Annotated in this window: 9 protein-coding genes; 3 read left to right on the forward strand and 6 right to left on the reverse strand. The window is 56.6% G+C overall.

Features of this window, described 5'->3' with window-relative positions; translation table 11 throughout:
• From ACR0LL_RS16995 to ACR0LL_RS17005, 3 genes are read left to right on the forward strand one after another with little or no spacing between them, the layout of a single operon-like run.
• Positions 1-1,512, forward strand: a complete 1,512-nt coding sequence (locus ACR0LL_RS16995) for a tripartite tricarboxylate transporter permease (RefSeq protein WP_480588430.1) — start codon at positions 1-3, stop codon at positions 1,510-1,512.
• Positions 1,505-2,689 carry a CaiB/BaiF CoA transferase family protein gene (locus ACR0LL_RS17000; protein WP_480588432.1) on the forward strand — a complete coding sequence of 395 codons (1,185 nt, stop codon included), beginning with the start codon at positions 1,505-1,507 and terminating at the stop codon, positions 2,687-2,689. The genes ACR0LL_RS16995 and ACR0LL_RS17000 overlap by 8 nt, the downstream gene beginning before the upstream one ends.
• Positions 2,686-3,453 carry a citryl-CoA lyase gene (locus ACR0LL_RS17005; RefSeq protein ID WP_480588434.1) on the forward strand — a complete coding sequence of 256 codons (768 nt, stop codon included), beginning with the start codon at positions 2,686-2,688 and terminating at the stop codon, positions 3,451-3,453. Before ACR0LL_RS17000 ends, ACR0LL_RS17005 begins: the two co-directional genes overlap by 4 nt.
• On the opposite strand, the gene ACR0LL_RS17010 is transcribed toward ACR0LL_RS17005, so the two are convergent.
• The 6 genes from ACR0LL_RS17010 to ACR0LL_RS17035 form a co-directional block, all read right to left on the reverse strand.
• Complete coding sequence (locus ACR0LL_RS17010; protein WP_480588436.1) at positions 3,450-4,646, reverse strand: acetate/propionate family kinase; 1,197 nt, start codon at positions 4,644-4,646, stop codon at positions 3,450-3,452. The genes ACR0LL_RS17005 and ACR0LL_RS17010 overlap by 4 nt on opposite strands.
• A gap of 279 nt (positions 4,647-4,925) precedes the next feature.
• On the reverse strand, positions 4,926-7,106 hold the full coding sequence (locus ACR0LL_RS17015; RefSeq protein ID WP_480588437.1) for a Tex family protein: 2,181 nt from the start codon (positions 7,104-7,106) through the stop codon (positions 4,926-4,928).
• Between the two features lie 135 nt (positions 7,107-7,241).
• On the reverse strand, positions 7,242-7,982 hold the full coding sequence (locus tag ACR0LL_RS17020) for an aspartate/glutamate racemase family protein (protein ID WP_480484339.1): 741 nt from the start codon (positions 7,980-7,982) through the stop codon (positions 7,242-7,244).
• A 38-nt stretch (positions 7,983-8,020) separates the two neighbouring features.
• On the reverse strand, positions 8,021-9,259 hold the full coding sequence (locus ACR0LL_RS17025) for an NAD(P)/FAD-dependent oxidoreductase (protein ID WP_480588439.1): 1,239 nt from the start codon (positions 9,257-9,259) through the stop codon (positions 8,021-8,023).
• Position 9,260: 1 nt separating this feature from the next.
• Positions 9,261-11,474, reverse strand: coding sequence for a TRAP transporter permease (locus ACR0LL_RS17030; protein ID WP_480588441.1), 2,214 nt, complete (start codon positions 11,472-11,474; stop codon positions 9,261-9,263).
• Positions 11,475-11,554: 80 nt separating this feature from the next.
• Complete coding sequence (locus tag ACR0LL_RS17035; RefSeq protein ID WP_480484336.1) at positions 11,555-12,562, reverse strand: TAXI family TRAP transporter solute-binding subunit; 1,008 nt, start codon at positions 12,560-12,562, stop codon at positions 11,555-11,557.
• Positions 12,563-12,646: the final 84 nt, after the last annotated feature.

The raw sequence follows: 12,646 nt of genomic DNA on the forward strand, positions 1-12,646 counted from the left end.
ATGCTCGAAGGACTTCTGATAGGCCTGCAAACGGCATTCTCACTGCAAAATCTGCTGATGGTCGTCGCGGGCTGTCTGATTGGCACATTCATCGGAATGCTTCCGGGTCTGGGCCCGATGTCGATCATCGCCATCATGATCCCGGTGGCAATTTCCATGGGCGACCCGTCCGCCGCGCTGATCTTGCTGGCCGGTGTGTATTATGGCGCCATTTTTGGTGGTTCGACCTCTTCTATTCTGCTGAATGCGCCGGGGGTCGCGGGTACCGTCGCCTCCAGCTTTGACGGCTACCCGATGGCACGTCAGGGCAAAGCGGGCAAAGCCCTGACCATTGCAGCAATCGCGAGTTTTGCAGGCGGTACGCTAGGCGCATTGCTTTTGATGATTTTCGCCCCTGCCCTGTCGTCTGTTGCGTTGCTTTTCCATTCAGCCGAGTATTTCGCGCTGATGGTTGTCGGCTTGTCGGCCATTGCCGCCTTTGCGGGAACAGGTCAGGTTGCCAAGGCTATCATAATGACAATCCTTGGATTGATTATGGCCACCGTCGGTGAAGGCGCACTGTTCAATATGCCTCGTTTCACCATGGGCATCATGGATTTGCAGTCGGGCTTTGGCTTTATCACACTTGCAATGGCCATGTTCGCGTTACCCGAGGCGCTGTTTCTTGTTCTCAAACCCAAGGACCTTAAGGGCGAAGAAGGTGAAATCAAGGACCTGCGCATAAGCAGGGAGGAAGCCAAAGCCATTGCTCCGGTGATTGGCCGCCAGTCTATCCAAGGGTTTTTCATCGGCGTTCTGCCCGGTGCAGGCGCAACGATTGCCAGTTTTCTGGGTTATGCGGTTGAGCGTAACATCGCCCCAAAGGCCGAGCAGGACGAATTCGGCAAAGGGTCGATCAAAGGGCTGGCCGCGCCTGAAACGGCGAACAACGCCGCCTGTACCGGCTCCTTCGTGCCGCTTCTGACGCTTGGCATTCCCGGATCTGGAACGACGGCGATCCTGCTTGGCGCATTGATTGCCCTGAACGTGACGCCGGGCCCACGCCTTATGCTGGACGAACCGCAGATCTTTTGGGCGGTCATCATGTCCATGTTCATTGGCAATCTGGTACTTCTGATCCTGAATCTGCCGCTGATCCCCTATATTGCCAAAGTTCTCTCGGTGCCGCGTAACTATCTGATCCCCTTTATTTTGTTCTTTACTCTGATGGGGGCCTATATCGGACAGAACAATGCAACCGAACTGCTGATACTGGTGGGTTTTGGGGTATGCGCAACGGCGTTGAAATTTGCTGATTACCCACTGGCACCACTGCTGATCGGTTTCATCCTCGGCGGTATGATGGAAGACAACTTCTCACGGTCCATGCAGTTGTACGATGGTATCGCCTTTATCTGGGAACGCCCGATGACGCTGGGTCTGCTGGTTATTGCGGCGCTTCTGGTGCTCCTACCCAGCTACCGCGCGCGCCGTGCACAGGCCCGGGCGGAAGGGGTTGCCGAAGGTGACTGACCCGCTGGCGGGAATACGGGTTCTCGATCTGACCAATGTCCTCGCGGGTCCGTATTGCTGCTACCAACTGGCATTGATGGGTGCCGACGTGATCAAGGTCGAACGCCCCGATGGTGGCGACCTTGCTCGCGTTCTGGGTGCAGATCCCGCCAGAAACAAGGCGGGGATGGGGATCAGTTTTCTGGCGCAGAACGCCGGGAAAAAGTCTGTCACGCTGGACATGAAATCGGAAAAGGGCAAGGCGCTTCTGAAACGCCTTGTCCAGTCAGCTGAAGTTCTGGTGGAAAACTTCCGGCCCGGAGTAATGGATCGTCTTGGTCTTGGTTATGAAGTTCTGCGCAACGTTAATCCCAACCTGATCTATTGCGCCATCAGCGGGTTCGGGCAGGATGGCCCCCGGCGCGGCGATCCGGCTTATGACCAGATTGTGCAGGGTATCAGCGGCGTGATGTCAATCACCGGCGCCCCCGACACGGCACCGTATCGCGTCGGCTATCCGTTGGCGGACACGGTCGGGGGGATGACGGCCGCCTTTGCAGTCTCGGCGGCATTGAACGCCAAACCACGCGGCACCTATCTGGATGTTGCGATGTCCGAAGCCGTGATTTCGACAATGGGCTGGGTTGTTTCAAATTATCTGGTGGGCGGTGTAACGCCCGGAGCGCATGGGAATGAGAACACAACCTCGGCCCCCTCAGGTACATTTGCCACGCGGGACAGCCCGATCAACATCGCGGCCAATCGGGACGAGCAATGGCAGGCACTTGCCCGCTGTCTCGGGCGGGATGATCTTCTGAACAACCCCGACTACGCAACGCGTGAAGATCGCAAAACAAACCGCCACGCCTTACGTACAGAACTGGAACGCACCCTAAAGACGAAGGCTGCGTCCGAGTGGGCGAGTGAACTAAACGCATTGGGGGTACCGACAGGACAAGTTCTGACCGTGCCCGAGGCCCTTGCAGACCCGCAACTTTCCGATCGCGGTCTGATTGGCTCTTTGTTGGTTCACGGCGAACAAATGCAACTTGCAGGCAGTCCCGTCGTAATGAATGGCGCCCGGCGAATGCCGCAAATCGCGCCACCAAAACTTGGGGCCGACAACAAGGCGGTGTGGTCCGAAATCGGATTGACCGACGCGGAAGTCGACGCGCTGAGCAGAGAGGGGATCATATGAGCGATGTGTCAGATTGGTGGGCAACATCCATCATCGATATGGAACCTGGCCGGATAGACCTGCGCGGGGAGCCGATTCAAAACCTGATCGGACGCCTTGGTTTTGCGGAGATGATCTGGTTCATGGTACGCGGCGACCGCCCATCAAAAGCGCAGGCCCAATTGTTCGAAGCCGCGCTGGTCGCGGCAGTCGACCACGGTCCTCAGGCACCGTCGATTGCAACCGCGCGCATGGCGGTTACCTGTGGCCTGCCTCTCAACAACGCGATGGCGAGCGCTGTGAACATGTTGGGCGTCATTCATGGAGGGGCTGGCGAGCAGGCCGTGGAACTCTACCACTTTGTGGGCCATTACCCTGGCACTTTGGCGCAGGCAATCGCTGCGTGGATCGAAAGCCACGGAAAGATACTTCCGGGTTTTGGACACAGGTTTCACACGCCCACAGACCCCCGCGCGCCGCGCCTGATGGACTTGGTCGCCGAAGCGGTGAAAACCGGTGCTTGCGATGGGCAATTCATGCGCATTGCGCAGCAAATCGAGGCAGAACTTGCGCGGCGTAAGGGTAAACCCATCTCGATGAACATCGATGGCGCAACCGCAGTTATTTATGCCGAGCTTGGGTTTGCGCCACCATTGGCGCGCGGCCTTTTCTGCCTGTCCCGATCAGTGGGTATTCTGGCACATGCCTGGGAGCAGATGCAGCAAGGTGGTCGCAACAAAGGGCCGACCCCACCCTCATATCGCTGGACGTACCAGCCGGGTTAAGCGCTTTTCCGATGGGATCGATTTGCCAACAGATCGGCGGCCGCACGGGCAATAACCAGCTCTTCATTTGTCGGGATAACCATGGCGACCACTCGGGACAGGTCTGTCGAGATGATCCGATCATTGTCCGCGTTGGCATCGGGATCCAGTTCAATCCCCAGCCACCCCATTCCAGAACATACCCTGTCACGTACAAGACGCGAGTTTTCTCCGATACCACCTGTGAAGATCAAGGCATCAATACCGCCCAATATTGCGGCCATTGCCCCAAGTTCGCGGCGGATGCGGAACGTGAAATAGCTGATGGCCTGTCGACTTTCGCGGGTATCTGCTTTTTCAAGGGTGCGCATGTCGCTTGAAAGTCCCGAAAGACCCAGCAACCCTGATTTGCGAAACAGAAGGTCGGAAATCTCTGATGCGCTCAACTCTTCCTGATCCATCAGATACAACAAAACACCGGGATCAAGCTGACCGCAACGGGATCCCATCGGCAGACCGTCCAACGACGAAAACCCCATGGTCGAACCGACGGATCGCCCCCCGACCATGGCACACATCGACGCTCCGTTACCCAAATGCGCAACCACAACCCGCCCCGCGTGCAAAAGCGGCGCGGTTTTGGCCAAATGGTCTGAGATGTATTCATAACTAAGCCCGTGAAAACCATAGCGTCGGACGCCTTTGTCGTAATACTCGCGCGGCAGGGCGAATACGTCGTTCTCCCAGGGGTGGTTGCGATGAAAGGCTGTGTCGAAACAGGCAATCTGGGCAGCATTTGGAAAACGTTCCATAGCTGCCTTGACGCCAGCCAGGTTGTGCGGCTGGTGCAGAGGTGCATACGGAGAGAGCTTGTCCAACTCCTCCAAAGCAGCGGCGGTCAACGGCAAAGGCGTATCGATCTCAGGTCCGCCGTGAACAATACGATGCCCAACCGCGGTGACCTCGCAACTGGGGAAGGCCCGTGACAACAGGTTCAGTACCCAGTCCAGTGCAGCAGCGTGATCGTGAATATCGCCTGCCGTGCCATTCGCCAGAACTCCACCGCCAGATGACCGCGCCTTGACGATTGGCTCTGGCTCGCCGATCCGTTCGACCACACCGGTGCACACCATGACTGGATCGTCTTCTGTCAGTTCGAACAGGCCGAACTTCATCGAAGACGATCCGGCATTCAGTGTCACGACATGTGTCATGCATATCCTCTGGTTTGCGAAAAGGTGAAGTTCCTAAGGTTTACTGATCCGCTCTGGTACAAGGTTGAGTTTAAGACATTGCCCAAGACTACGAGCCAGCCAACCGTTACAAACCCCGTTTTTTGCAAATCTCCATGGAAGAAAAGATCGTTCAGCCCAATTTTTCCGGGGTGCCAACATCACCTTCCTTCCTGCCAACCTAGTCGTAATCATGGATTGGAACACGCGCAAGGCACTAAGCTGAAGCTGTCAAACACGGGTTCCGAAGCAAAGTTCACTTCATCCTCCGCGACGGTTTCCTCCACCCCCTTGTTTTCGCATGGTCAACCCAATGCGCTTTCTCGCGACATCAACATCGACGACACGTACTTTAACCACCTGCCCGGTTTTAACCACGTCATGCGGATCTTTGACAAACCGGTCCGCCAGCTGGCTGACATGAACAAGCCCATCCTGATGCACGCCGATATCCACAAAAGCGCCGAAGGCGGCGACGTTGGTGACTGTGCCTTCCAAAACCATTCCGGGTTTCAGATCGGTGATTTCTTCGATGCCATCGGTGAAAGATGCGGTGACAAAACTGGGGCGGGGGTCGCGACCGGGCTTTTCCAGTTCGGCAAAGATGTCCCTAACCGTCGGCAGGCCGAAATCCTGAGTTACAAATTGTTCCGCCCGCAACCCCTTTAACGCGCCATCATGGCCCATGATGTGCCGGATATCGCGACCGCAGGCGGCAACGACCCGGCGCACAATGTCATAGGCTTCGGGGTGCACTGAAGACGCATCTAAAGGCTCTGAACCGTCCCTGATGCGCAGGAAACCGGCGCATTGTTCGAACGCACGTGGTCCAAGGCGGGCGACTGACAGCAAATCCTTCCGCGATAGGAAGGGCCCATTCAGGTCACGGTGGGTGACAATCGCTTCGGCCTGCGCCGGACCCAGACCAGACACGCGTGACAGTAAAGGGGCAGATGCGGTGTTCAGATCAACCCCGACAGCATTCACCACATCCTCGATCGCGGAATCCAGCGACTGTGACAGGCGATGCTGATCCACATCATGCTGATACTGGCCAACACCAATGGATTTCGGTTCGATTTTAACCAGCTCGGCCAAGGGGTCCTGCAATCGGCGCGCAATCGAGACCGCGCCACGTAGCGAGACATCCAGATCCGGAAATTCGCGCGCAGCCAGTTCAGATGCGGAATAAACCGAAGCGCCAGCTTCTGACACCACCACTTTTGTTGGTGCTTTCAACGTCTTAGGTAGAAGTGCAAGAGTGTCTGCAACCAACCTTTCGGTTTCACGGCTGGCCGTCCCGTTCCCGATTGCGATCAGTTCGATCTGATGAGCAGATATCAGATTGAGGATACTGGCCTGTGCACCTCGCAGATCATTCTTCGGCTGAAACGGGTACAACGTATCAGTGGCGACAACCTTGCCGGTTGCATCAACAACAGCAGCCTTTACGCCCGTACGAATGCCCGGATCCAGGCCCAAGGTCGCCTTGGCACCTGCCGGTGCGGCAAACAGCAGATCCTTGAGGTTTCGCGAGAAGACCTGAATGGCTTCGTCCTGCGCCCGGCTGCGCAGGTCAGCCATCAGTTCGACCATCATTGAGAGCGAAAGTTTCACCCGCCAAGTCCAGCCCGCGACTTTGCGCAACCACACGTCTGCTAGCCCAGTGCCACGTGTCTGTAGATGGGCGGCGACAATCGTCTCGGCCCGCGCGGCACCAAATTCCGGTTCTGGCGCGATATCCAGCGTGACGATGCCCTCTTTGGATGCCCGCAGCATCGCCAATGCCCGATGTGACGGCACGTCCGCCCACAATTCGGAATGGTCAAAGTAGTCACTGAACTTGGCGCCGTCCTTTTCCTTGCCTTCTATGATCTTTGCGCTGAGCAGAGCCTCGTGCTGCATGAAACTGCGCAATTCGCCCAGCAGTGCGGCGTTTTCTGTCAACCGCTCGGTCAAAATATCCCGCGCACCGTTCAAAGCATCCCGGGTCGTTGTTACCGCCTCGGTGAGGTACGCCGCGGCTAATATTTCAGGGTCGCAGTTGCGGTCCGCCAGAATAGCGTCAACCAAAGGTTCAAGCCCATTTTCGCGTGCAATCATCGCCTTGGTGCGCCGTTTTGGCTTATACGGCAGATAAATGTCTTCCAACTGCGCTTTGGTTTCCGCGCGCGCAATGGATTTACTCAGATCGTCGGTCAGTTTGCCCTGATCCTTGATCGAGTTCAGAATGGTTTCACGCCGCGCTTCAAGCTCGCGCAGATAAGTCAGCCGCTCAGACAGCAGGCGCAATTGGGTGTCGTCCAATCCTCCGGTTGCTTCTTTCCGGTATCGGGCGACAAAAGGCACGGTTGCTCCTTCGTCCAGTAGCTTGATCGCGGCACCGACCTGCTCGGAACGTGCCTTAATCTCGGTGGCGATAGTGCGGGCGATACGGTCCAATGGTGCCTCCTGAAGCGACGGTGGAAGAACTTCTTAACCAGCCGTTTCGGCAAGGGGAAGACCCTTGGTTCACTCCGCAGTCAGGCCGTTTCAGTTTGGCTGTTCATCAAGTCAGCACGCCAGGCAGTGTCCACATCAAACCCACGGCATAAGTCCGCGATACGGGCTACGCGTGCTTACCGAATGGGCCATATGTGCCAAGGTCACCAGATCATAAACCGGCAGGCTCAATTCCTTCTGAATTGAGGCCGCGTAAGGCGGTAGATCGGTGCATTCCAGTACCAGCGAACGGATTTCCGGTGTATCGCGTTTCAGTTTGCGTACAGCATTCAGAACTTCAGCCTCAATCAGATCGGTATCCATTCGGGTGCGCGTATTGCGCAGGATGACTTCGGCGAACTCGGTCGTGTTCTCAAGACCCTGCACAGCTACGGGGATGTCCCCTGCCCCAACTCCATCGAAATGGCGTTGCGTCAGCGCCGAGGAATCGGCGGTTATCACTCCTACCGGTGCACTGGCACCGGTCATGTAATAAGCCAGCGGCACCTGAATCAGGCTTGAGGCAAAAACGGGCACGGACACGGCTTCGGCCAGCTCTTTCTGGAACAATGCAAGAAACCCGCAACTGCCAGTGATGGCCCGCACACCTTCGGATTCAAGCCTCTGCGCGCCTTTGATGAAGGGCTCCAGCAACTCTGGTGTCGGGTTGTTCAGCAGCTTTGGTACTGTGACGCCTTCAATCATCTCATACAGCACCGGGAACGGAAGACTCGATGGGTTTTTGATATGGCCCGGAGGTTTGGGGAAATAGCTTTCCAGGCACAAAACTCCGATGGATGCCCCGCAGATATTCTGTCCACCTGGGTAGATCGGCATGACGTTGTGATCCTTCTCGAGAAGTCGCTTCGCGTGTTTTAAAACCGCGACAAGGCAAATGGGTCCAGACTGATGTTCAGACGCTGTCCAGCTACCAGATCGGCCACAAGCTCTCCGGTTTTAGGCGCCATCATCAGGCCATAGTGGGAATGACCGAAAGCGCTGAACAATCCCTGATGTCCGTCAATCGGCCCGATGGCAGGCAAGCTGTCTGGAAACGATGGGCGGCGCCCCATCCAGAATTGCGTGTCGGCGGTATTAAGATCCGGTATCATTGCCTTGGCTTGTCGCGTCAGTAACGCCTGTTTTCGTGGATCGGGCGGGGCATCTACACGCGCAAACTCGGCGGTGCCTGCCACACGCAGCCCACCCTGCATCGAACTGGCAACCACTTTGGCATCCACATCCATGACCGAATTCTGAAGGCTCGCCAAAGGTGCGGGGAACTGAACATGGTACCCGCGTTCAGCAGCCAGCGGCACAGACAGACCCAAAGGTTTCAAAAGCTCGGCAGACCACACACCTGCAGCCAATATGACTGTATCAGCCTGAAGCGTATCGGTCTGGGTTGTCAGATGCCACCGCCCCTCGTCGGTTCGGTTCAGTTTTCGAACTTCGGCCCGAATAAACTCAGCGCCTTGTTGGCGCGCTTTTTCGGCCAGAACCGCGCCAACCTGACCGGGTGATGTAATCCGTGCCTGACATTTGATAAGGATCGCTGCTTCAAAATCCCCGGATAGAGCGGGTTCAATTCGGCGCAACTCTGGGCCGTCGATCCTCTCGAGTTGCCCACCTTTCTCCTGTCGGATCAGATATCCCAGCGCCTTCAGGTCAGCTTGATTCGGGTGGCGGAAAGCATGGATGTAGTTGGAAGCGACTATCAGGTCTTCATAACCAGTGTTCTGCAAATGACGTCGATACAACTCTATCGACGGTCTGCAAAGAAGCTCCATCGCATCCGAGATTCGGCGGACCGATCGTTCATCAGATGCTTTCAAAAACCTCAGGCCCCAAGGGACCATCCTCGGCCAGAACGAGGCCCTGACGGACAAGGCGCTTTTGGGGTCCAGCAGCATCCGGGGGATTGCCTTCCAGATACCGGGAACCGCTTGGGGGATCACTGACCATGGCGAGACCACACCGGCATTACCGAATGAGGTCTCCTGCCCGGGCTCTCCCCGGTCAATCAACCGCACGGTTTTGCCACGTTCCTGCAATGACAGCGCGCAGCAGATGCCGACGATCCCGGCGCCGATTATGGTAACACGTTCAGACATGTCAGGCCGTTGCTTGAGTTCGGGTGCGGGCGATCAACTGCGCAACAATCACGGGTGACGCCACTGCCAGCGCGATCAGGTCAGCCGTTAACGTGGGTGCCACGAAGATGATCCCGGCAAAGGCCATCAGAATACGAGACAATACGTTGAGCGGTTGCAGCCAATAGCCGACGACCGCCGCGGACAGAGCGATGACCCCCGCTATGCAGCTTGCCGCAGTATATGTGAATTCCCAAAAATCAAACCCTGTGGAGGACACGAACAACAAAACCGGCGCATAGACGAATGCCATCGGTGCTATCACCTTGCCCAACCCGAGCGTAAACGCGGACAGCCCGGTGCGGAACGGATTTGAGTTGGCGATCGCAGCTGCCGCATAAGCCGAGGTACAGACCGGAGGTGTAATTTCGGATACCACACCGTAGTAAAGCACGAACAGGTGGCTTGCGATGGGCGGAACACCCAACTGTGCCAGCGCGGGCTGCGCGACAGAAACCAGCATGATGTAAAGCGCTGTGGTCGGAATACCCGCCCCCATCAAAATGCAGACGACAGCGATGAAGATCAGTGAGATGAACAGTTGCAGGTCTTCGATTGCAAACAGCTGGAAGCTGCCGAACGAGATCATATTATAAAGATCCGCCGCCAGATTGCCTGCCCCTTGCGTGACCATAAATCCGATACGAAAGCCGATACCGGTGGTGTTGATCACACCCACAACAATACCGACAGCGGCGGCAGCGGCACCCACCGCCAGCGAGTATTTTACGCCCAGTTCGACAGCAGCCAGCATCTCGGGCACTTCGATACGTTTTTGTGGGTTCAGTGTGGCAGTCACAGACAGCGCGCAGAGTATCGCGGTCATTGTCAGGTCGAACCCGCCATCCGAGAATTTCCACAACACAAAGGCCAGAAACGCCGCCGCGTAAATCAGCGTTGGTGGCTGCTTGATACGCGACATACCCGCGATCACCGCCAGCGATATGCCGCAGAAGGCCGACATGAATGGCGTGTAACCGGTAAACAGCACCACCAGCAGGCCAATCAGGGGCACGATATTGGCCCAACCTTCAGCCCAGACAGCTTTAAGCTGCGGTAATTGCTCTTTCGTCAGACCCTTCAGGTTCAGCTTGCGCGCCATCAGATGCACAACTGCAAAGACACCCACGTAGTGCAGCAGCGCCGGGAAGATCGCCGCAATGACAATAGTGGTGTAAGGCACCTCCAGGAACTCGGCCATGATAAAGGCCGCTGCCCCCATGATGGGCGGGGTAATCTGGCCGCCCGCCGAGGAAGCGGCCTCGACCCCGCCCGCGAAATGGCCCGGATAACCCAGGCGTTTCATGTTCGGGATGGTTAGCGCGCCGGTTGAAACCGTGTTGGCGACCGAGGACCCCGAGATCGTTCCAAAGAATGCCGATGAAACGACTGACACCTTGGCCGGGCCACCTGTATAGCGACCCGCCAGAATGGTGGCATTGTCGATAAACAACTGTCCCAACCCGGTGCGCTGCGCGATCACACCAAACAAAACGAAATGGAAGACTATGGTCGAAACGACCCAAAGCGTGACGCCGTAGATGCCTTCCTGCGGAAAGTACATCGACGACACGAAGGTTTTGAAATTTACACCGGGATGCTGCAACAAACCGGGAAAATAAGGACCAAGCAGAGCGTAAGAGATGAATACGCAGATAATCAGCGGCAGCACCCAACCCAGCGTGCGACGGGCGATGTCAAGTACCAGCAGAATGATAACCACGCCAAGAAAGACATCGTAATTGTTGGGATTACCCATACGAAAAGTCTGTTCCTCGATCCCGAGAAAGGGAATACCGCGCCAGGCAAATCCAACGTAAAGCGCCGCAATGATGCCAAATGCCATGAATACCAGGTCATAAAGCGGGACGTTCCCAATACGAAACCTGCTGATTTTGAGCGCATATAGGTTTTTAGCCCCGACAATCGGAATGGTCGCGTAAACCAGTATGAACAACAGGGCCAGATAAATGCCCATGTGCCAGTGGTCCGCCGGCAAGCCGAAACCTGCGGTGAAGAATTCATAGGACGCGAATAACAGGGCAACAACCCGCAGAACCTTGGCCGTGTTCGGTGTAACCTGACGTACTGCGGCGCCTTCGTCGAACTGTTCTTCGATGGCTGCCAGTTCTTCGGCTGTCAGGTCGTGGTCATCGCGTGTTTCGGTCTCGGACATGATGGCCCTCTGATTGCGCGTGTAAGGAGAGTGCGGTGCCCCGCACAGGGGCACCGACGACAGGCTTCAATGAGGTTCGATTACTGCAGAAGGCCTGCTTCTTTGTAGAACTTCTCTGCACCAGGATGCAGCGGGACACCCAGTGCTTCGACTCCGTCCAAAGCTGTGTCAGCTGTGATCTGCTTGCCTTTGGCGTGACCGTTGTCCAGCAGTTTTCGGGTGTTGTCGTTCCACAGTGCTTTGGTCAGCTGATAGACCAGTTCTTCGGACAGGTCCGACGACACAACCAGCATAGCGCTGACCGCTGGGGTCTTGGTTTCGGTGTCAATCCCTTCATACACACCGCCCGGTATGGCGGAAGGGATATAGGCCGGAATGATCTCGTTGATCTTGGCAAGGTCTTCGTCACTGAACGAGTGCAGGTTCATACCTTTGGTCGATGACAACTGCACCATAGCGGCGACCGGCCAGCCAGCTGCGTAGAAATACGCGTCCAGCTGCCCATCGGCCAGACGCTCGGCGCTCTGACTGTTGTTCAGCTCTGCTTCGTCCATGTTATCGCGGTTTACGCCCCATGCATCCAGCATCTGCAGCACGGCCACCTGTGTGCCTGAACCCGCCTGTGCGATACCCACGCGCTTGCCTTTGAGATCGCTCAGGTCACCAATGGTCTGACCTGCGGGCAGAACCAGATGCAGATCCTCTGGGAACAGGTTTGCCACAATGCGAAGCTTGGGATGCGGCTTGCCTTCGAACTTGCCTTCGCCCAGATACATCGAACGGGTGACATCAGCGGCGGCCAGACCTGCCTCAAGCTCGCCATTCTCCACTGCCGCGTTGTTAAAGACTGACGCAGTTGTTGATTGCGCAATCGCGATCAGGCCGGGTACGCCGCACTGACCACCCTCTTCGCAGGGGCGCGAGCCCGGAGGGGCCGAGATCCCATTTGCGATGGTTCCGCCAATCGGAAAATAGGTGCCGCCTGCACCACCGGTGCCAATACGGAAAAAAGTTGGGTCCTGTGCAAGTGCAGGCGCGGCCATAGCGCCTGCCAAAGCCAGACCTGTCAGGCATTTCATCAGTCTCATCGTAAGCTCCCAGTTTTGGATCATTGGATTCGGTTTGTCCGAACTCTGATCTAATCAGCCTATGGAGATTTACCATAAATACAA

This window comes from Ruegeria sp. AI2 (genome assembly GCF_056541275.1).

What these genes read in the sequence shown, in the direction of transcription:
- ACR0LL_RS16995 (WP_480588430.1), top strand. Translation starts at nt 1, where the DNA reads ATGCTCGAAGGACTTCTGATAGGCCTGCAAACGGCATTCTCACTGCAA.
- ACR0LL_RS17030 (WP_480588441.1), bottom strand. Translation starts at nt 11,474, where the DNA reads ATGTCCGAGACCGAAACACGCGATGACCACGACCTGACAGCCGAAGAA.
- ACR0LL_RS17020 (WP_480484339.1), bottom strand. Translation starts at nt 7,982, where the DNA reads ATGCCGATCTACCCAGGTGGACAGAATATCTGCGGGGCATCCATCGGA.
- ACR0LL_RS17035 (WP_480484336.1), bottom strand. Translation starts at nt 12,562, where the DNA reads ATGAGACTGATGAAATGCCTGACAGGTCTGGCTTTGGCAGGCGCTATG.
- ACR0LL_RS17010 (WP_480588436.1), bottom strand. Translation starts at nt 4,646, where the DNA reads ATGACACATGTCGTGACACTGAATGCCGGATCGTCTTCGATGAAGTTC.
- ACR0LL_RS17025 (WP_480588439.1), bottom strand. Translation starts at nt 9,259, where the DNA reads ATGTCTGAACGTGTTACCATAATCGGCGCCGGGATCGTCGGCATCTGC.
- ACR0LL_RS17005 (WP_480588434.1), top strand. Translation starts at nt 2,686, where the DNA reads ATGAGCGATGTGTCAGATTGGTGGGCAACATCCATCATCGATATGGAA.